The sequence below is a fragment of the Corallococcus sp. AB011P genome, from assembly GCF_003611605.1.
In the GTDB taxonomy this organism is placed as follows: Bacteria; Myxococcota; Myxococcia; order Myxococcales; family Myxococcaceae; genus Corallococcus; species Corallococcus coralloides.
The window spans coordinates 552,722-571,516 of record NZ_RAVX01000004.1 but is presented as its reverse complement, the minus strand read 5'-3'; the positions used below and the strand labels follow the sequence as shown (position 1 = coordinate 571,516).

17 protein-coding genes are annotated in these 18,795 nt (G+C 69.7%); 7 read left to right on the top strand and 10 right to left on the bottom strand.

Going from position 1 to position 18,795, the window contains the following annotated elements:
* Window positions 1–6 precede the first annotated feature (6 nt).
* The gene (locus D7X30_RS15505; RefSeq protein WP_120563674.1) at window positions 7–330 is read left to right on the top strand and encodes a protealysin inhibitor emfourin; all 324 of its coding nucleotides are present in this window, start codon (window positions 7–9) and stop codon (window positions 328–330) included.
* A 3-nt stretch (window positions 331–333) separates the two neighbouring features.
* On the opposite strand, the gene D7X30_RS15500 is transcribed toward D7X30_RS15505, so the two are convergent.
* Entirely contained in the window at window positions 334–1,863 is a 1,530-nt protein-coding gene (locus D7X30_RS15500) for a M91 family zinc metallopeptidase (RefSeq protein ID WP_120563673.1), read from the bottom strand.
* Between the two features lie 351 nt (window positions 1,864–2,214).
* Here D7X30_RS15500 and D7X30_RS15495 point away from each other — a divergent pair, with 351 nt between their 5' ends.
* A complete protein-coding gene (locus tag D7X30_RS15495; RefSeq protein ID WP_120563672.1) occupies window positions 2,215–3,537 on the top strand; it encodes a porin in 1,323 nt (440 codons plus the stop codon).
* 1 nt (window position 3,538) lies between these two features.
* On the opposite strand, the gene D7X30_RS15490 is transcribed toward D7X30_RS15495, so the two are convergent.
* The 5 genes from D7X30_RS15490 to D7X30_RS15470 form a co-directional block, all read right to left on the bottom strand.
* Window positions 3,539–6,097 (bottom strand): polynucleotide kinase-phosphatase, encoded by a 2,559-nt coding sequence (locus tag D7X30_RS15490; RefSeq protein WP_120563671.1) that lies wholly within the window; start codon window positions 6,095–6,097, stop codon window positions 3,539–3,541.
* A complete protein-coding gene (locus tag D7X30_RS15485; protein WP_120563771.1) occupies window positions 6,094–7,494 on the bottom strand; it encodes a 3' terminal RNA ribose 2'-O-methyltransferase Hen1 in 1,401 nt (466 codons plus the stop codon). The genes D7X30_RS15490 and D7X30_RS15485 overlap by 4 nt, the downstream gene beginning before the upstream one ends.
* A gap of 81 nt (window positions 7,495–7,575) precedes the next feature.
* Window positions 7,576–8,580, bottom strand: coding sequence for a fumarylacetoacetate hydrolase family protein (locus tag D7X30_RS15480; RefSeq protein WP_120563670.1), 1,005 nt, complete (start codon window positions 8,578–8,580; stop codon window positions 7,576–7,578).
* Window positions 8,577–9,887, bottom strand: a complete 1,311-nt coding sequence (gene hmgA, locus D7X30_RS15475) for a homogentisate 1,2-dioxygenase (protein WP_199724327.1) — start codon at window positions 9,885–9,887, stop codon at window positions 8,577–8,579. The genes D7X30_RS15480 and hmgA overlap by 4 nt, the downstream gene beginning before the upstream one ends.
* A gap of 41 nt (window positions 9,888–9,928) precedes the next feature.
* Window positions 9,929–10,627, bottom strand: a complete 699-nt coding sequence (locus D7X30_RS15470) for a MarR family winged helix-turn-helix transcriptional regulator (RefSeq protein WP_233591575.1) — start codon at window positions 10,625–10,627, stop codon at window positions 9,929–9,931.
* 75 nt (window positions 10,628–10,702) lie between these two features.
* Between D7X30_RS15470 and D7X30_RS15460 the strand changes: the two genes are divergently transcribed.
* Window positions 10,703–11,101 (top strand): hypothetical protein, encoded by a 399-nt coding sequence (locus tag D7X30_RS15460; RefSeq protein WP_120563667.1) that lies wholly within the window; start codon window positions 10,703–10,705, stop codon window positions 11,099–11,101.
* A gap of 542 nt (window positions 11,102–11,643) precedes the next feature.
* Window positions 11,644–11,910, top strand: a complete 267-nt coding sequence (locus D7X30_RS15455; RefSeq protein ID WP_120563666.1) for a hypothetical protein — start codon at window positions 11,644–11,646, stop codon at window positions 11,908–11,910.
* A gap of 150 nt (window positions 11,911–12,060) precedes the next feature.
* Here the strand turns inward: D7X30_RS15455 and D7X30_RS42905 are convergent, their stop codons facing one another.
* A complete protein-coding gene (locus D7X30_RS42905; RefSeq protein ID WP_233591574.1) occupies window positions 12,061–12,321 on the bottom strand; it encodes a hypothetical protein in 261 nt (86 codons plus the stop codon).
* A 149-nt stretch (window positions 12,322–12,470) separates the two neighbouring features.
* On the opposite strand from D7X30_RS42905, the gene D7X30_RS15445 reads away from it, so the two are divergent.
* Window positions 12,471–12,893 (top strand): hypothetical protein, encoded by a 423-nt coding sequence (locus D7X30_RS15445; protein WP_147443200.1) that lies wholly within the window; start codon window positions 12,471–12,473, stop codon window positions 12,891–12,893.
* Between the two features lie 502 nt (window positions 12,894–13,395).
* Here D7X30_RS15445 and D7X30_RS15435 read toward each other — a convergent pair.
* Complete coding sequence (locus D7X30_RS15435; RefSeq protein WP_120563769.1) at window positions 13,396–13,764, bottom strand: DUSAM domain-containing protein; 369 nt, start codon at window positions 13,762–13,764, stop codon at window positions 13,396–13,398.
* Window positions 13,765–13,916: 152 nt separating this feature from the next.
* On the bottom strand, window positions 13,917–14,321 hold the full coding sequence (locus D7X30_RS15430) for a hypothetical protein (protein WP_120563664.1): 405 nt from the start codon (window positions 14,319–14,321) through the stop codon (window positions 13,917–13,919).
* Between the two features lie 262 nt (window positions 14,322–14,583).
* Here D7X30_RS15430 and D7X30_RS15425 point away from each other — a divergent pair, with 262 nt between their 5' ends.
* Together D7X30_RS15425 and D7X30_RS15420 are read left to right on the top strand one after the other, a co-directional pair.
* Window positions 14,584–15,555, top strand: coding sequence for a type III secretion system effector protein (locus D7X30_RS15425; protein ID WP_120563663.1), 972 nt, complete (start codon window positions 14,584–14,586; stop codon window positions 15,553–15,555).
* A gap of 127 nt (window positions 15,556–15,682) precedes the next feature.
* A complete protein-coding gene (locus tag D7X30_RS15420) occupies window positions 15,683–17,377 on the top strand; it encodes a tetratricopeptide repeat protein (protein WP_120563662.1) in 1,695 nt (564 codons plus the stop codon).
* A 2-nt stretch (window positions 17,378–17,379) separates the two neighbouring features.
* On the opposite strand, the gene D7X30_RS15415 is transcribed toward D7X30_RS15420, so the two are convergent.
* Window positions 17,380–18,783: a hypothetical protein gene (locus tag D7X30_RS15415; protein WP_120563661.1), complete on the bottom strand. Its 1,404-nt coding sequence runs from the start codon at window positions 18,781–18,783 to the stop codon at window positions 17,380–17,382.
* Between the last annotated feature and the right edge of the window lie 12 nt (window positions 18,784–18,795).

The window sequence follows — 18,795 nt, the reverse complement described above, 5'->3', positions numbered from 1 at the left end:
GATGGAATGCGAATCGAGCTCAAACGGGAGGGAGGCCTCGCCTTCTTCCCGGGCCTCTCCAGGCCCCGCACCGTGGACCTGACGGCCCTGCCTCCCGCCACGGCGGAGGCGCTCCAGAGGGAGGTGCGGGAGGCCCGCTTCTTCGAACAGCCGGCCACCGTGGGGGCTTCCCCCCAGCGGGGCGCGGACCGGACGAGTTACGCCGTCACCATCGAGGACGACGGCGGGAGGAGGCACTCGGTCCGGCTGGTGGAGCCGGTGACGGAGCCGCACCTGCGCTCCCTGCTGGAGCTCATCCAGAAGGCCGAGCGGGAGCAGCGCGCCCCCTAGGTCTTAGTAGCGCGGGCGGGTGGGCAGGTTCAGGTCGTCGCGGAGGACGTTCTCTCCGGGGCGGCCGCCCTGCACCACGTCCGGCGTGGACGGGTCCTGATCCAGGTCGATGGGCAGGCCCACCGCGGACGTCTCTCGGTTGTTCACGCCGTTCTTCTCACCGAGCGCCAGCGTGCCGTTGGCGTAGTCCGAGGCGTGCACCAGCTCGTGGAACAGGGCGACGACGGGCGGGCGGTTCATCCAGTCCTCGCTGCCCAGCGAGATGCGCGTGGTGTTGTAGTTCACCGTGCCGTTGGTGCCCTTGCCCGGCGTGCCGTCCGCGTTGAACCAGGCGTCGTCCTTGTTCTGCGCGGACGCGGAGTTGCCGCTGGACGTCTCCTTGATGGTCGTGGTGTGGCCGCTGTCATCCAGCGTGCGCAGCAGCTCCTGGCCCGAAGGCAGCGAGCGCATCGCGTCCAGGTCCGACTGCACACGCGCCTGGAAGTCCGCGCTGCCCGACACCGTCACCGAGCGCCCGCGCTGGTCGGCGTCCGTCATGTCGACGATCTCGCGCTCACCCTCGGCCGCGTCGGCGGTGGTCTCGTTCTCCTCCACGTAGAGCTTGTCCGTGCCGGTGCCGCCGCGGACCCTGTCCTGTCCCGCGCCACCCGCCACCGCGTCGTTGCCCGAGCCACCCGACAGCGTGTCGTTGCCGCGCCCGCCGATGACCTGGTCGTCGCCCGCGCCGCCGGAGGCCCGGTCATCACCCGCGCCGCCGTCGATGTAGTCCCGGCCACTGCCGCCGGACAGCACGTCGTTGCCGTCCAGACCGTAGAGCACGTCGCGGCCCTCGCCGCCCTGGATGCGGTCATCACCCGCGCCGCCCTCCAGGTAGTCGTCGCCGTCCTGGCCCTTCAGCGTGTCCTTGCCGTCGCCGCCGAGGATGGTGTCGTTGCCCGCGCCGCCGATGAGCGTGTCGTTGCCCTTGCCACCGGTGAGCTTGTCGTCGCCCGCGCCGCCGTCCAGGGTGAGGTCCTGCGTGACGCTCTCGTCCACGGTGATGGAGTCGTTGCCGTCACCGCCGTTGATGATGGCGCCCTTGGCCTGCTCCGCGGTCAGCGTCACCGAGTCGCTGCCGGACTTGATGGTCAGCCCGCCGTCCTTGTTCTGCGACACCGTCGCGGTGTTGTTGCCCGCGCCCAGGTCCACCACCGTGCGGCCATCCGCGTTCGTGCTCACCTGCGGCCCGGCGAGGGCGCTGCCCACGCGGCCCGCAAGCTTGCCCAGCGCTTCTCCAATGCCGCCGGCCGCCTTGCCCGCCGCCTTGCCCAGGGCGCCCCCAATGCCCCCGGCACCCTCACCGGAGCGCATCTCCGCGGACAGCACCGGCCGGGAGGCGGCGCCCGTACGGGGGCCCGCGTCAAAGCCGTCCTTCATCCGCTGCGCGACGGCGGCCTTCACCGCGTTGGGCTTCGCCGTGACGGGAGCCTTCGCCGGCTGCGTGCTCACGGGGGACGAGGTGGGGCGCGAACCGGGCTTTCCAATCGAGGTCATGTCGCTTCTCGCGGGTGACGGAGACACCCGGTGCGTGCCCGGCGGACGGCTGCCGGGGAGCGGATGAATGCCGCCCGGAGGGGATTGTCGCGGAAGCGTGACGCCGGTTGCCTCGGGCCTGCTTTTCCAGGCCAACCCCTGGGAATGACTCGTTCAAGGCGTGGGCGGCAGGGGCATGTCACGGACGTGTGACACGGCTCGCTCGTTCATGTGACAGGACGGCGTCGCCGGTAACGGTGTGGCAACAACAGGGGTTGGTGCGTGGCGGAAGGCGGCGCCATTCGGTAACGGAAGCGCCACATCGGGACCAGGCGGGTCCCTCCTTGTTCCCCGCCCGGCTCCCACGCACCCATGACCCTCGCCTCGTCCCACCGCTCCGTCCTTCAGGCCCTGCTGGCTGGTACCGCGCTCCTCTTCTCCTCCTCCGCCCTGTCCCAGGAGGCTCCGCCCGAGTCCGCTCCCACGGGCGAGGTCGCGCCCTCCGCGCCCGTGCCTCCCGCCGCCCTGCCGCCTCCCGCGGAGGAGAAGGAGAAGGAAAAGGAGAAGACCAGGCCCTGGTACGAGAGCATCCGCCTCCGGGGCTACACGCAGGTCCGCTACAACCGGCTGCCCAGCTTCCGGGTCAACGACTCGCTCATCAACGACCAGGGCGACCGCTTCCTGGGCAAGGACACCGGCTTCGGCATCCGCCGCGCGCGGCTTGTCATCTTCGGGGACGTGCACCCGCACGTGTCCATCTACCTGCAGCCGGACTTCGCCTCCGTCATCGGTGACCAGTACAACGTCGCCGTCATGCGGGACTGGTACGCGGACATCTTCGTGGACGCGAAGAAGGAGTTCCGCTTCCGCGTGGGCCAGTCGAAGGTGCCGTTCGGCTTCGAGAACCTCCAGTCCAGCCAGAACCGCCTGGCGCTGGACCGCAACGACGCCATCAACAGCGCGCTGAAGGACGAGCGCGACGTGGGCGTGTTCTTCTACTGGGCGCCCTCGCACATCCGCGAGCGCTTCAAGTTCCTCGTCGACAGCGGCCTCAAGGGCTCCGGTGACTACGGCGTGGTGGGCCTGGGCGTCTACAACGGCCAGACGGCCAACCGCGCCGAGCGCAACAACAGCCCCCACGCCGTCGCGCGCGTCAGCTACCCCTTCCTCTTCGGCTCCCAGTACGTGGAGGTCGGCACCGGCGCCTACTACGGCCGCTTCAACCTCAGCGCGTCCCCTCGGGATGACGCGGCCTATGCGCTCGCGCGTGGCCCCAACATGGTGGATGCCCGCGCCATCGTCAGCCTGACGGTCTACCCGCAGCCCCTGGGCTTCCAGGCCGAATACAACCTGGGTCGCGGACCGTCGCTGGGCTCGTTCCCGGACGAGGCGCTGCTCATCGACAGCCGGAGCCTGCAGGGTGGCTACGCGCAGCTCATGTACAAGCTGGACGGCGTGGTGGGCGTGTCGCTCATCCCCTACGTGCGTGGCACGCTCTACAAGGGCGGCAAGAAGTTCGAGACCAACGCCCCCCGCTACGACGTGCGCGAGCTGGAGCTGGGCGCGGAGTGGCAGATCTGGAAGGCGCTGGAGCTGACGGCCGCCTACGTCATCGCGGACCGCACCTCGTCGCGCTACCCGTATGTGCAGGAGCAGGGGCACGTGACGCGCCTCCAGCTCCAGTTCAACTACTGAGTCAGAGGCGCGGGTCCACGGGCTCGCTCTCCAGGGCGAGCACGCCGAAGACGCACTCGTGCACGCGGCGCAGGGACTCCTTCTTCGTGAAGCGCTCCAGTCCCTCCACGCCCAGCGAGAACTCACGCAGCGCGAGTGAGCGCTTGGTGCCCAGGCCCCGCTGGCGCAGCCGGTCCAGGTTCGCGGGCGTGGTGTACTCCGGGCCGTAGATGATGCGCAGGTACTCCGTGCCCCGGGACTTGATGGCGGGCTGCACCACGCCCTTGCGTCCGCGCACCGCGAAGCCGAAGGGCTTCACCACCATGCCCTCGCCGCCGCGCGCGGTGAGCTCCTCCCACCACCGCACGCCGCCGGCCACCGCGTCCGCGTCCTCCAGCGCCACGACGCGGTAGGGCGTGGCCACCAGGAACGACGGATCCGCGCGGCACACACGCGCCAGCGTCTCCATGTGCCAGACATGGTCCTTGTTCACGTGGGCCGCGCCCTCCGTGGCCAGCAGGTGGAACGGCGCCAGCCGCACGTCGTCCAGCGACGCCACCGGCCAGCAGTAGCGCCGGTACGCCTCCACGTAGCGCTGCACGTGGGTGGCCTTGTCCGTGAAGCGCGCGGACAGCTCGCCCAGCGGCAGTCCCCGGGCGGTGGCCTGTCCCAGCACGGACACCACGTCCGTCAGCGCCGCGCGGGAGGCAGCCCCCACGGCGGCGTACGGGTCGCGCAAGAGCTCCTGGGCCTTGAGCGACCAGGGCATCAGCTCGCAGTCCAGGCAGGCCCAGTCCGTCTTCAGCTCCTCCCAGAAGCCGGACGCGTCCAGCGCCGCCCGGACGCGCGCGAGGTACGCGGCCTCCAGGGCTTCGTCGGTGAAGAAGCGCCGGCCGGTGCGCGTGTAGCAGACGCCCGTCTCGCCAGAGGTGACGCCGAAGCGGCGGCGGGCCGTGTCCGCGTCGCGCGTGATGACGACGACGGCGCGCGAGCCCATGTGCTTCTCCTCGCAGACGACCTGGGCCACGCCCTCCTTGCGGTAGTAGTCGAACGCCTGCTGGGGATGCTCCAGGAAGCCGGGCAGGGTGCTCGTCTCCGACGGCGACATGGTGGGCGGCAGGTAGATGAGCCAGCGCGGATCCATGGCGAACCGGCTCATTGCCTCCAGCGCGGCGGTGGTGTTCTCCTCGCGCAGGGTGACGTTCGCGGCCAGCCGCGTGGAGATGACGCGCTTGCCCCGCACGTCCTCCAGGTCCAGCACGTCATCCGCCTGCTGCTGCGCGCTCAGGCCGGACGGGGCCGGAGCGGCCAGGGGCTTCACCGGCTCGCAGTACACGCGCTGCGCGGGCACGGACACCAGCTCCCGCTCCGGGTAGCGCAGGGCGGTGAGCTGGCCGCCGTAGACGCAGCCGGTGTCCACGCACAGCGTGTTGTTGACCCACTCGGCCTCCAGCACGGCCTGGTGGCCGTACACCACCGACGCGCGGCCCCGGTACTCCGCCGCCCAGTTGAAGCGCACCGGGAAGCCGTATTCGTCCGTCTCGCCCGTCGTCTCGCCGTAGAGCGCGAAGGTGCGCACGCGGCCGGAGCCCCGGCCCTGCATGCTCTCCTTCAGGCCCGCGTGCGCCACCACCAGGCGCCCGTCGTCCAGCACGTAGTGGGACACCCGGTCGTCGATGAACTTCGCCACCCGCTGATGGAACTCCGGCGGTTCCTTCTCCATCTGCTCCAGCGTCTGGGCCATGCCGTGGGACACGTTGACCTTGCCGCCGCGCAGCTTGCGCAAGAGCTTCATCTCGTGGTTGCCCGGCACGCACAGCGCGGTGCCGGCCTCCACCATGTCCATCACCAGCCGCAGCACGCCCGGGATGTCCGGGCCCCGGTCCACCAGGTCGCCCAGGAAGACGGCCTTGCGGCCCTCCGGTGGACGCACGTCGAAGCCCGGCGTGCCGTCCGCGCGCGGACGCACCTGGTAGCCCAGCTTCGCGAGCAGCGCCTCCAGCTCCTCGCGGCAACCGTGGATGTCGCCGATGATGTCGAACGGCCCGCGCTCGTGCTTGAGGTTGCACCAGAGCGGCTGGCGCTCCAGCACCACACGTTCGATGACGTCTGGCTTGAGGACGTGGAGGTGGCGGAAGCCCTCGCGCTCCAGGCCGCGCAGCGAGCGGTGCATCTGCGAGACCTGGTTGCGCACGAAGCGGAAGCTGGCGGCGCGGTCCGGCCGCTGCTGGTTGCGCTCGATGCAGGTGCGCTCCGGCACGTCCAGCACCAGCGCCACGGGCAGCACGTGGTACTCGCGCGCCAGCTCTACGAAGGCCTTGCGGGACTCCGGCTGCACGTTGGTGGCGTCCACCACGGTGAGCAGACCTCGTGCCAGCCGCTTCGCCGCGACGTAGCGCAGCGTCTCGAAGGCGTCCTTCGTCGCCTCCTGGTTGTTCTCGTCATCGGACACGAAGCCCCGGTAGGTGTCCGAGGAGAGCACCTCCGTGGGCTTGAAGTGCCGGCGCGCGAAGGTCGACTTCCCCGAGCCGGATGGGCCAATCAGCACGACGAGCGACAGCTCTGGAATGTGGAGGTTCATCGCGTGAACACCGCCATCTGCGTCGGCGCGCCGACCTCCGCGTCGTTCTCTCCCACGGGCAGGAAGCTCACGGTGTAGCCGTAGCGCTCGCACATGCTGGCCGCCCACGCCTCGAACTCGGCGCGGGTCCACTCGAAGCGGTGGTCTCGGTGGCGGAAGGTGCCGGCGGGGAGCGAGGTGAAGCGCACGTTGTACTCGGCGTTGGGGGTGGTGAGGAGGATGAGGCCCGGCCGCGTGTACTCGAAGAGCACGCGCTCGAAGGCCGCGAGGCGCGGCATGTCCAGGTGTTCGATGACTTCGATGACGGTGGCGGCGTCGAAGCCCGCGAGCCGCTGGTCGCGGTACAGCAGCGAGCCGTGCAGCAGCTTCACGCGCTGCCGTTGCAGGTCCGGCATCCGTTCGATGCCGAGCCGGTCGTGGGCAATCTCCAGCGTGCGGTGGGACACGTCCATGCCCACGAGCTCCGTGAAGCGGCGGTCCTTCAGCAGGGCTTTGATCAGCCGGCCCTCGCCGCAGCCCAGGTCCACCACGCGCGCGGCGCCGTGCTCCTGGAGGACGGTCATCACCGTCTGGAGCCGCTGCTCATTGAGGCTCAGGCGTGATTCGAGCACGGCCTCCTCGGCGTTGCGCGCCTCCTGGCGTTCCTCGGGCTCGGGGGCCTCGTCGCCCGCGAGCCGCTCCAGGGCCTCGCGCGCCAGGCTGTGGCGGTGGCGCAGGTAGCGGCGGGCAATCTGCTCGCGCTCCGGGTGCGCGGCGAGCCAGCCCTCACCGTGGCGCACCAGCTTCTCCACCTCCTCGTCGCCGACCCAGTAGTGCTTGTCGTCGTCGAGCACCGGGATGAGGACGTACAGGTGCGAGAGCAGGTCGCCCAGGCGCACGCGTCCCTCCAGCGTCACGGTGAAGTAGCGGCTGTCCCCCCAAGCGGGCACCGTCTCATCCAGCGCGTGGCGGGTCGCGGTGACGGTGTAGCCGAGCGGCTCGAAGAGGCGGCGCAGGAAGACTTCTCCGCCCCGGCAGGGCAGCACCGACAGGCGGGCGGAGAGTGGGATGGGCTGTTCGGCCAGCTCCGGCCGGTCCTTGCTGCGTCCGGACAGCGCGGTGCCGAAGACGCGGGACAGCGCCACGCTCATGAAGGACGACGCCACGTAGGGCCGGTCGTTGACGTACTGCTCCAACGTGCCGCCCTGGCCCCCGGACGACGGACGGCCGCGCACCAGGGCGACGGGGTCCACCTCCAGGAGGAGCGCCGCCGTGGTGCGGCTGGCGGAGGCCTCCGGGTAGAAGACGTGCGCCAGTCCAAAGGGCAGCTCGAAGGACTGGGGCCGTTCCGGGTTCTTGTGCAGCAGGTAGCCCAGGTCCGTCGCGGGCGTGTGGGTCGTCGAAAGGGTCAGGAGCATGGGAGGCGCGCGTGAATCCTGCTGCGCGCTGGACGGGTGGAACAAGAGGCCCTGACGGAAAGGGGCCTCTTCTTTCCCCGCCTACCCGCCGACCGCCTGCTCGATGGCGCCGAAGATGCTGGCGCCCGAGTCGTCCCGCATCTCGATGCGCACCCGGTTGCCGCGCTTGAGGAACGGCGTCTTCGGTGCGCCGTCCCGGAGCGTCTCCACCACGCGCACCTCCGCGATGCACGAGTAGCCTGCCCCACCCGCACTCACCGGCTTACCGGGGCCGCCGTCCGGACCCCGGTTGGACACCGTGCCGGAGCCCACGATGCTGCCCGCGCACAGCGAGCGCGTCTTCGCCGCGTGCGCCACCAGCGTGCCGAAGTCGAACGTCATGTCCACGCCCGCGTCCGCGCGGCCGAAGGGCTCTCCGTCGAGGAAGACCTCCAGGCGGCGGTGCAGCTTGCCTTCCCGCCACGCGGTGCCCAGCTCATCCGGAGTGACGAACACCGGCGAGAACGCCGACGCGGGCTTGGACTGGAAGAAGCCGAAGCCCTTCGCCAGCTCGTTCGGAATGAGGTTGCGCAGCGACACGTCGTTGACCAGCCCCACCAGGACGACGGCGCCCAGGGCCTGCTCGCGCGTGGCGCCCAGCGGCACGTCGCGCGTCACCACCACGACCTCGCCCTCCATGTCACAGCCCCACGCCTCGTCAGCGAGCGGGATGGGCTGGCGCGGCCCCAGGAAGCCGTCGGAGCCGCCCTGGTACATCAAGGGGTCGGTCCAGAAGGAGGGTGGCAGCTCCGCGCCGCGCGCCTTGCGCACCAGCTCCACGTGGTTCACGTACGCGGAGCCGTCCGCCCACTGGTAGGCGCGGGGCAGGGGCGCTGCGCACCGGGCGGGGTCGAAGGGCGCTCCCGGAACCTCTCCGCGCTCCAGCCGCTCCGACAGCGCGAGCAGGGCCGGTGCGTGGCGGTCCCAGTCATCCAGCGCGGCCTGGAGCGTGGGCGCGATGGCGGACGCATCCGCCTGCCGGGACAGGTCCTTCGTCACGACGACGAGCCGTCCATCCCTTCCTGCGTCAATCGAGGCGAGCTTCACGGCTGACCGCCTCCCGAGGACGAAAGCTTCGCCTTGGGCAGGTCCGCCCAGCAGGCGTCGTAGTCCTTCTGGAGGACGGGGCTCTCCATGGCCTGGCGCGTGGGCGCGATGACCCAGCGGGTCTCGAACATGAAGGCGAGCGTGTTGTCGATCTTCTTCGGCGTCAGCTCCGCGGCGACGGCGGCTTCGTAGGTCTTGCGGTCCGGGCCGTGGGCGCTCATGCAGTTGTGGAGCGACGCTCCGCCGGGCAGGAATGCGTCCGCCTTGGCGTCGTAGACACCGTGCACCAGGCCCATCAGCTCGCTCATCACGTTGCGGTGGAACCAGGGCGGCCGGAAGGTGTTCTCCGCGACCATCCACCGGGGCGGGAAGATGACGAAGTCGCAGTTCGCCGTTCCCGGCGTGTCACTGGGCGACGTGAGCACCGTGAAGATGGACGGATCCGGGTGGTCGTAGCTCACCGTGTTGATGGTGTTGAAGCGCGCCAGGTCGTACGTGTACGGCACGTTGTTGCCGTGCCACGCCACGACGTCGAACGGCGAGTGGTCCAGCATCGTCTCCCAGAGGTTCCCCTGGAACTTCTGCACCACGCGGGTGGGGCGCTCCACGTCTTCATACGCCGCGTGCGGCGCCACGAAGTCGCGCGGGTTCGCCAGACCGTTGGAGCCGATGGGCCCCAGCTCCGGGAGCCGGAACTGCGCGCCGTAGTTCTCGCAGATGTAGCCGCGCGCGGGGCCGCCGGGCAGCTCCACCCGCATGCGCATGCCGCGCGGGATGAGCGCGACGTGGCCGGGCGGGACCTCCAGTACGCCCAGCTCCGTGACGATGCGCAGCGTCCCGGACTGGGGGACGATGAGCAGCTCACCGTCCGCGTTGAAGAACGCCGTGTCCGTCATGGACGCGGTCGCCGCGTAGAGGTGCACCGCCGCGCCCGCGTTCTCGGCCGGGGAGCCATTGCCGCCCAGCGTGAAGAGGCTCTCCAGGAAGGTGGTGGGCGTGGTGGGCATGGGCGCCGGGCTCCAGCGCAGCCGGTTGGGCGAGGGAGGCACCTCCCGGAACGGTCCGCTCTTCAGCGTGCGGGCCTCCACGGGCCGGTATGCCGGGTGGCCCGCGCTGGGCCGCAGCCGGTACAGCCACGTGCGCCGGTTCACGCCGCGCGGCGCGGTGAACGCGGTGCCGGAGAGCTGCTCGGCGTAGAGGCCGAACGCGACGCGCTGGGGCGTGTTCTGGCCTACGGGAAGCGCACCGGCGACAGCCTCCGATGCGTGCTCGTTTCCAAAGCCTGTCAGATGGCGGACGTTTTCCATGGCGTCCGAAATAGTAACAGATGTAACCAATCCGGCAAGGCTCAGGGGCCGGGCTTGAGGGCGCGGATGGCGGCGCGCTCCACGCGCTCCAGCAGCGAGCGCAGGACCTCGCGTTCAGAGGGCGACAGCTCCGCGAGCACCTCTGCCTCCGCTTCGAGCGCGGCGGGGGCGATCCGCTGGTAGAGCCTGCGTCCCGAGGCGGTCAGCGTCAGGCGTCGCGAGCGGGCGTCGCTCTGGCTCGTGGCGCGCCGCACCAATCCGCGCTCCTCCAATGCGCGCGCGGCGCGGCTCACCGGGACCTTCTCCATCCGCGTGCGCCGGACGAGCTCCAACTGTGAGCGCTCCCCGTCCTCGCCCAGTACGGCGATGAGCCGCCACTCCTGCGTGGAGAGGCCGTCCTCGGCCGCGTACACGCGGGCGATGCGCTGGCTCACGACGTTGTCCGCGACCGACAGGCGATAGGGGAGGAACTCATCGAGGGTGAGGCTCGCGGTGCGTGCTTTCTTCATCGGGCTGGGGACTATAGCCAGCGCGGCCCGCGTGCCATGGCTCGTGTGGAGGGCGGTGCTGGTGTCGCGCGCCCATCCGTCCTCGGAAGGAGTTCCCTGCATGCTGTCGCTGCTCGCCGCCGTCATGCTTGCGTCCTCGCCCACGCCCTCTTCGTTGTCGCTGTTGGCGCTGGAGGATGGGCCCGCGCACTCCGCGCGGCTGCTGGTGGCGCAGGCCCCGGAGACCGGCATTCAGGAGGTCCCCGTTCCCTCGACTCCTTTCCGGACCGGGGCCTGGATGCGCGCATCCAGGAGCTGACGCAGCGAGTGGGTCTGCTCCAGGAGGAGATCGACGGCATCCGTCTGGGGCGCCCGCGCAGCTCGAAGGTCATGACGACCATCGGGTTCATTCTGGCGGCGGCGCTGCTCATTGGCGTGCCGGTGATGATCGACGGCCTGATGGACTCGGGCACGGATCAGACGCTGAAGCTGTTCGTGGGACTGCCCATCACGGCGGTGGGCGTCGTGGGGGTGGTGCTGGTCGTCGTGGGCTTCAGCCGGGGAGGGCGCATCGCGCTGGAGAACAAGGCTCGCCGCGAAGCGCTCGTCGAAGAGAAGACCCAACTGGAGGCGGAGTCGCGGGACCTGCGGGCCCGCAGCGATGGACTGCGTTCGCGGCAGTGGCAGCCCCGCCCCTCCGTCCCCCTCATTGCCGTGAACTTCTAGTCCTCGTCCCGGATGAAGTCCTCCGGTTGGTAGCCTGGGGCTCTTCGCCTTCTCCGAGGCCAACGGCCGTAAGCAGATGGCTGGCGCGGGCGCGTGGTGGACGTTCGGCTGGTGATGCATGGCGGCCTGCTCCGGTTGATCGGGGCGGGCTGCTGGGCTTGACGCGCTAACTTTCTGCGAGGCCCTGGTGGGTAGATGCTGCCCCTCCCCACGGGGCAGGTTTCCGCCGGAATGTGCGGTCGTTAATAGCCATACCGCGCAGGGCGCCGTACCAGCACCCCCTGCTTGGTGGGGAAATGTTTCGTTGGCTCAACTTGGATTCGCACACCAGGGAACTCATGGAGGAGGAGGTTCAGAAGGACATTGACGATGGGAACCTTTACCTGAGCGGCCGCCTCACGGAGGCTGGCAGAAAGGCATACCCTGGCCACCTACTTGAGGCCGTCAAGTTGGGCACGGAAGCAAGTCTTGCAGAGGCTCTTCGACGCCCCGGCTACTTCAACTCGCATGAACCGCGTGGAAACTCGATGGCAAGAGTTCCCGTGACCGCTCCGGATACGTTTGCGGAAGGGGAATTTAATCGTTTCTACATCCGAGCCTTGTGCCGGCGCGCGGAGGAAGACGACATCGAGCACTTGGTCATCTACCGGGCCAAAGCTGCGGAATCCCCGCGCGTGGAGAGCGAGATGCGGATCGGGCAGGCGATGGTACCTGATCGCCTGCTGCGTGACCTGCGCACGAACATTGGTGTGGGCACGGCGCTTGGTCTTCCGCAGCCCAACAGCGGGCTCAGCGTGCACTTGCCGTAAGAGCTGCATCGCCGATGTGTCATCGGCCCGCTACTGGGAACCCTGCACCTCATGCTCCGGCAGGGCGTTCTGGTGGACCATTGCGCCTACCGCATCCAGCGAGACGCTGCAGGTGGCGCAGCGGTAGACGCGGCAGCCACCTGCCAGCACCTATGTGGCCACCTCAGGATGCCGCACCAGTAGATCGAGCGCGCGGGACGGGCGAGTGCGAGGGATGCCCGCGCGGCCGAACTGGGCCGTCAGGTCCTCGATCCGGACCCAGGCCTCGCTGGAGAGGCGCAGCCCGTCGATGCGCACAGTGGTTCCGGCGGGCGCGCGGCGTCGCTCCGGCGGCGTCTTCGTCTTGTCGTGGATGGGCACGGTGCGGACTTCGCACGCGCGAGGCCGCAACACGACGTGGTAAAAGGTCATGCTTGGGCAGCGCACGCATGGGAGGGGAACTGATGGCGCTTTGTCAGCTCTGCGGGCAGCGTGGAGGACGTCACACCGACATCTGCCCCAGATTCAGGGGGAGTCGTGAAACGCAAGAGCCAGAACGCTTCAGGTCACAGGAGCCGGAGATGACAAGAGCGCAAGCCGCGATGATCGATCTTGCTCGGCTGCTTGGTGACGACGGATGGACCTTGGAGCACTCGGTATTCAGCGACCGCACCTACGTGCGGCACCACACCGCAATTGTGTTGCGCGGGCTCAATGGTGACAGCTTCCGCGCGGACAGCTATGTGCGGCTGCTCGGTCGCACGGACCTCCGTGCGAACGAGTTGTTGACCGGCTATACGGGGCTCGAGCCGACGCCGGCAGCTTTCTTCAGCATCCGGGTGCGCGCGGAAGGTTTCGATGTTGAGGAACAGGTTGGCGACGAGGTGACGAAGAGGACCTCGTCGCGCCCTTACTCGTGTCCCTCTGTGCCGGTCCTGTACCGCCTCGTGTCATCGCGCTCCGAAGCCGTCGTGGCTGAGAAAATGGGATCTCCGCAGGCGTAAGCGAAAGGTGTTCCGGCCGATGGGCCACGCTGGTGGCCGCGCAGCCGCTCGGGCTCCGCGCGGTATTCGTAGAACTCAATGATCGCTACTGCGAGACGGCAGCCCACTGCCTGAAAGAGGACGGCGGCCTCGCACGCTCAGACTGAGGTTCATGCGGGCTGAGGTGCTCCACAACCTCTAACGCCAAGAGGGCGCGAAGCACCTGCTGTGCCTATAGCCGTGCCATCATCGTTGAGAAGGAGTTGGGCACGTGCACCGCCGCCGGGTACGGCGGGTGCATTCTTAAGGGCGAGTACGTGGCCTTCACCGCGGCCACTGTCTCGCGGCACCTGGAGTGCGCCGGTGCACACGGGCAGGCGCCCCAACCTCAAGGCAGGGAAGTGCCGCTGCGGCGCCCAGGTGGCCTCGCATGAGGACTCCCTCCTCCTGGAGGAATCTGGGCCCGGAGGCCGTCTCGTGAAGAAGTGACTGGTGCGGTGCTCGAAGTGTGGATGGGCGCCCGTCAGTCCATGTCCCCCAGGGCTATCTCCGCCAGTTCGCGGTAGAGCGGCACCACCTCTACCGCGAGCAGGTCCTCCATCACCTTTCGAGCGCCCGCGGTGTCTCCTGCCTGCCGGAGCCGACGGACCTCGGATCGCGCAGCCATCATCCGCATGGAGCTGCTTCGGATTCGGCCCCGCTCCTCTCGGAGCAGGGCCGTCGCGGTGGTGACGTCCTGGATGGCTGCCTGTGCGTCGGCCTCGGAGATGGCCACCTCGCGTGCCGTGCGCAGCAGCAGTTCGCGCACGTCCTGAGTGAGCACCAACGCTTCGCCCGCCTCCACGCGGGCGGCGAGGGCTCGCACCTCATCCCAGTTGAGGTCTTCGGACATGCTCAGCGCCTCTTCCTCTTCGGACGGCACCTGTCGTCCGGCCATTCCCCCCGCTGCCCTTCGCAGTATCTGCTCAAAGAGAAGATCCAACTGGAGGCGGAGTCGCGGGACCTGCAGGCCCGCCCCTCCGTCCCCCTGCTCGCCGTGAACTTCTAGTAGGCGCAAGCGCGGTTGTTGCACCACCCCTGCGTCGTGCCGCAGACGCAATCCGAGTCGTCGATGCACCGGGTGGACGGGCACGTCGGACCGCCACCACCGCCGCCACCGCCCGGGAGTTGGTAGGAGCAGGCGTTGCGCGTGCACGAGACAGACCGCGCGTTGGGACACGCGTTCCAGCAGTCATCCTCCGAGGAGCACCGGACGGAGAAACAGATCAGCCCCGCGGCCTCCTCGGGCGTGGGCTCGGAGGTCAGGGCCTCGGAGGACTCGGTGGCGGCACACACCGCCTGCGTGGCCATCTCCAGGGCCGGCGCGGACGGCTCCGCGAAGGCCGCGGTGGCCGCGAAGGACAGCAGGACTGCGACGCTCCAGGACAGGCTTCGGCGGGACGACGACATGACGGCGGGCTCTTTCCTCCCAGTGAAGTCATGCGGCGCTGCATGGGGATTCCTGGGAACACCAAATTAACATGGCTGTCCGGGCTGGGACCGCGCGCCCCCTGGTGACAGCCGCCATCAGGCGCATGACGGCAGCCATCAGGGCAGGGCCCCCGGGGCTGGGGCAAACCCCTGGAATCAGGTGCGGGCCGGGGGCTCCGGGGGCGGCACGACGGTTGCTGTAGGGGAGGGCACACGACGTCTTCCGCAGCCGAGGCCCACCATGAAGCTCCGCTCCTCCTCCTTCTCCAAGCCGTCCCTCTCCTCCGGCTCCCGCACGCGCAGCCCCAGCGCGCCCCCCAAGCTGACGACGCCCGGGACGGTGAAGCCGGAGACGGTGAAGTCGCAGAAGGCGCCCACGGCCCTGGAGCTGCAGGATGGCAAGAACAAGCTCAAGCCGGCGGACCACGGCGTGGTGCACCCGGACCTGTCGGGCATCCGGACCCGCCGTGACAGCCGTCAGTCCGGCGCGGACTTCGCGGACTTCACGCAGGACGCGCGCAACTCCACGCACCAGCTGATGAGCCGCCCCGTGGGCAACCAGATGCTGACGGAGCTCAACGGCCGCACGCAGCACGTGAACCCCGGCGCGACGGGCACCGCGCAGAAGCCGCTGACGGTGGCGGACATCTACTCCGGCCGCAGCGAGGCCATGCCCATGTCGCACCGCCCTCGCCACGACGGCACGCTCCAGTCGCTGCGCCCGGCGTACCGCTACGACGGCCAGGCCAGCGCGGGCCAGGCCAGCCGCATCAACTACAACGAGAACCAGCCCAGCCAGCGCTTCAACAGCCTGGGCCACGAGTCCGTGCACGCCTGGCGCGCCGCCAATGGCGTGCAGGTCAGCCCCCTGGCCGCCAGCAAGCACGCGGACGCGGAGGTGTTCAAGCGCTACCCCAGCCACTCGGCCGCGATGAAGGACACCGTGGAGACGCGCCTTCAGCTGCGCGAGGAGTTCGAGACCGTCGGCCTGCGCCCCACGCCGCGCATGCCGAATGCCCCCACGGAGAACGCCATCCGCGCCGAGCACGGGCTCCCCGCGCGCCAGGACTACTCGGGCTTCCGGCCCGGCGCGAACAAGAACCAGGCGAACTTCGAGAACTTCGACGCGGGCTCGGATGACCGCAGCCGGTTCCAGAAGTTCATGGGGACGCCGTCGCCGCTCGGGCAGATCGTCGGCGACCTGGAGAAGTAGGCGCTCGCGCCGGACGCGTCCCGGACAAGGGGTTCATCGGTTGGATTGATACCCGGCCTGGGCCCGATTGCCGCGTGCGCCAGGTCCCCCCACCGTTCCCGGGAGACCGCAGGCCCGGGGGGACCTCATGCGCGCGCGACTCCTGTTCATCCTCATCCCGTCTTTGATTGTTCCGGGGACGTATGCCGGAGCACAGGACGCCAGCTCGGCCGCGCACGGAACGCATGGCAAGCCTTCCGCGCTGTCGAGCCTGACCTCGCTCGCCCAGGGCGCGGTGCTCTTCGATGACCTGGGAACCCTCCAGCGGAAGGTGACGACCCGGTCGCCCGAAGCGCAGGCCTTCTTCAACCAGGGCCTGCGGCTCACGTATGCCTTCAACCACGACGAGGCCGCGCGCTCGTTCGCCCGCGCCGCGCAGCTGGACCCCTCCTGCGCCAGTTGCTTCTGGGGCGTCGCCCTGGTGCTGGGGCCCAACTACAACGTGCCCATGCTGCCGGACCGGGCCGCGACCGCGTGGACGGCCCTGCAAAAGGCCCAGGCGCTCGCTCCCACGGCGACTCCCACGGAGCAGGCGCTCATCGGCGCGCTGTCCCGGCGCTACGGCGGGCCGGAGCCCCGCACGCCCGAACAGATGAAGCCCTTCTCCCAGTCCTACGCCAACGCCATGCGCGACGTGGCGAAGCGCTTCCCGGACGACAACGACGTGCAGGTGCTCTTCGCCGAGTCCCTGATGAACCTCAACCCGTGGAAGCTGTGGACACTGGAGGGCAAGCCGGAGCCGGGGACGGGAGAGATTGTCTCGCGGCTGGAGACAGTGCTCGCGCGCGCGCCGAACCATCCGGGCGCCAATCACTATTACATCCACGCCGTCGAGGCCTCGGAGCATCCCGAGCGCGCGCTGGCTTCCGCGGACCGGCTGCCGGGGCTGATGCCCGGCGCGGGACACGTGGTGCACATGCCGGCGCACATCTACCAGCGGGTGGGCCGGTATGCGGATGCCTCGGAGAGCAACCGCCGCGCCGTCCAGGCGGACAATGACTATCTGCGCCAGGTGGAGCCCATCGGGTACTACCCGATGTACCTGGCCCACAACTGGGGCTTCCTGTCGTTCTCCTCGTCCATGGAGGGACGCGCGGGGGAGTCCATCCGCGCCGCGCGCGAGTCCGCGAACGTCCTGCCGCCGGAGATGCTGAAGGAGATGCCGGGCATGGACTTCTTCGCCTCCGAACCCCTGCTCGCGATGGTGCGCTTCGGGCACTACGACGAACTGCTCACGGAGCCGCGGCCGGATCCGAAGTACCCGGTGCTGACGGGGCTGTGGCTGCACGCGCACGGGCTGGCGCTCGCGGCGAATGGGGAGTTCAAGGAGGCCCGCGCGGAGCACGCGGAGCTGGTGAAGCTGGCCGCCAACGTCCCCGACACGATGACCGCCGGAAACAATTCGGCGAAGGACGTGCTGGACGTAGCGGCCCGCGTGCTCGACGCCTCCATCGCGGAGCGCCAGGGCTGCGCGGACGCGCTGACTCGCTGGGAGGACGCGGTGCGCGCCGCGGATCAGCTGGCCTATTCGGAGCCCAGTGACTGGTTCTACCCCGTGCGTCACTTCCAGGGCGCGGCGCTGCTGGACGCGGAGCAGTACAAGGCCGCGGAGGCCGTCTACCGCGAGGACCTGCGCCGCAACCCCGGCAACGGCTGGGCGCTCTTCGGACTCGCCCAGTCGCTCAAGGGGCAGGGCCGCACGGCCGAGGCCTCCGCCGTGCAGCAGCGCTTCAAGAAGGCCTGGGCGGGTGCCGACATCGCGCTCACCCGCACGGCCTTCTGACGTCAGAAGCGGGCCTGGAGCAGGACGCTCACGCCCACCGCGCCGGCGGGTTGAAAGACAGGCCGGGAGACTCCCGTCTCGTCATCCTCGAAGAGGGTCCGGTTCGGGTCGTGCGTGTAGGAGACCTCCGCCAGCACGCCGGCAATCGTTCCCAGGTCCCAGCGCGCCGTGGCCTTCACCGTCACCACCAGCTTCGGGTCCTCGCCTTCGGGCAGGAGGGTGAGCCTGTTGGGCCCCTGGAACACGGCGGTGGAGTTGCTGATCAGGGGGCTCACCGGTGGGTTCCGCAACGAGGCGGGGCGGGTGACGCGCACGAGCAGCCCGGGCGTCAGCCCCCAGTCCTGGAGGTGGTAGTCACTGCTCAGCGTGCCGGATACCTCCGCGCGGGTCTCCGCGTCGCTCATGAAGGCCTGGTACGGGGGGAACCCGGGGACGTCGACCTGGATGAATCCGAGGGAGCGGACGTAGGCCAGCACATGCGCCCGCCAGAAGCCCTGCTTCACCCGGGCCTCCAGGGCTCCAGCCCCCGACGGCTGGGTGCGCCGCTGGGGCGGGTCGGTCTCCCGATCATGCAAGCCCTGGGACACGATGCTGCCCTCCAGCGACACCGACGCGGCGAAACCGCCGGGGTACGTCTCCGGCTGGAAGAAGCGTTCGAAGAAGGTCGGGTCGCCCTGGTACAGGGCCAGGTCGACGTTGTTCCCGATGGGCGCGCCCCGGTGCCAGACCGCGCCCAGCGAGGCCCCGCGTACGGGGACGTGCATCTCGATGCCCAGGTTCGCGACGCCGGGGATCTGCCCCCGGTCGAGCACGGTGCCCTTCGCGGCCAGCCGCACCTCGGGCGTGACGTCCAGGAAGCCGCCCGCGAGCAGGGCGTAGCGGCGCGAAGCCTCCAGCTCCAGGTCGTCGAACACGGGGGCGGACTTGAGCGCCACGAAGGCGTCCCACCGCTGCCGGGACAGGCGCAGCTCCAGCGCGGACTCGGCGGCCGAGCGGCGCGGGAAGGCCTGCCGCTCCCACGTCACCGGGTAGGTGAAGCCCATGTAGAGCCGGGACGTGGACATGGGGTGGACCACCGCGGAGAGCCCCTCTCCGGCCTCCCATCCAGAGGGCCGGTAGCGCAGCCGGAAGGTGCTGCCGTTGTCCGAGAAGCCCATGCCCTGCGAGTTGCCCAGGGTGAGGAAGAACGACAGCGCGGCCTCCGCGCGCAGGCCCGACGCGAGCTCCGGCGTATGTCCTTCCAGCGCCGCGTGGAAGGAGGTGCCGGTGGGGGCGCCTTGGGTGTCGATGCCCTCGTCGGTGGCGTAGAAGGACAGCCGCGCCTGGAAGGGCGGCTCGGTGGACGTGGGTGCGGAGGCCTGTCCCAGCAGGAGCAGCAGGGGAAGCGTCAGGAGTGGAGACGTCATGGGCGCGCGCGC

Excerpts from the sequence above, each read along its gene's own strand:
- D7X30_RS15505 (WP_120563674.1), top strand. The coding sequence starts at position 7 with ATGCGAATCGAGCTCAAACGGGAGGGAGGCCTCGCCTTCTTCCCGGGC.
- D7X30_RS15500 (WP_120563673.1), bottom strand. The coding sequence starts at position 1,863 with ATGACCTCGATTGGAAAGCCCGGTTCGCGCCCCACCTCGTCCCCCGTG.
- D7X30_RS15495 (WP_120563672.1), top strand. The coding sequence starts at position 2,215 with ATGACCCTCGCCTCGTCCCACCGCTCCGTCCTTCAGGCCCTGCTGGCT.
- D7X30_RS15490 (WP_120563671.1), bottom strand. The coding sequence starts at position 6,097 with ATGAACCTCCACATTCCAGAGCTGTCGCTCGTCGTGCTGATTGGCCCA.
- D7X30_RS15485 (WP_120563771.1), bottom strand. The coding sequence starts at position 7,494 with ATGCTCCTGACCCTTTCGACGACCCACACGCCCGCGACGGACCTGGGC.
- hmgA (WP_199724327.1), bottom strand. The coding sequence starts at position 9,887 with ATGGAAAACGTCCGCCATCTGACAGGCTTTGGAAACGAGCACGCATCG.
- D7X30_RS15470 (WP_233591575.1), bottom strand. The coding sequence starts at position 10,627 with ATGCCGGTCTCCGGGGCCTGCGCCACCAGCAGCCGCGCGGAGTGCGCG.
- D7X30_RS42905 (WP_233591574.1), bottom strand. The coding sequence starts at position 12,321 with ATGACCTTTTACCACGTCGTGTTGCGGCCTCGCGCGTGCGAAGTCCGC.
- D7X30_RS15445 (WP_147443200.1), top strand. The coding sequence starts at position 12,471 with ATGACAAGAGCGCAAGCCGCGATGATCGATCTTGCTCGGCTGCTTGGT.
- D7X30_RS15435 (WP_120563769.1), bottom strand. The coding sequence starts at position 13,764 with ATGTCCGAAGACCTCAACTGGGATGAGGTGCGAGCCCTCGCCGCCCGC.
- D7X30_RS15430 (WP_120563664.1), bottom strand. The coding sequence starts at position 14,321 with ATGTCGTCGTCCCGCCGAAGCCTGTCCTGGAGCGTCGCAGTCCTGCTG.
- D7X30_RS15425 (WP_120563663.1), top strand. The coding sequence starts at position 14,584 with ATGAAGCTCCGCTCCTCCTCCTTCTCCAAGCCGTCCCTCTCCTCCGGC.
- D7X30_RS15420 (WP_120563662.1), top strand. The coding sequence starts at position 15,683 with ATGCGCGCGCGACTCCTGTTCATCCTCATCCCGTCTTTGATTGTTCCG.
- D7X30_RS15415 (WP_120563661.1), bottom strand. The coding sequence starts at position 18,783 with ATGACGTCTCCACTCCTGACGCTTCCCCTGCTGCTCCTGCTGGGACAG.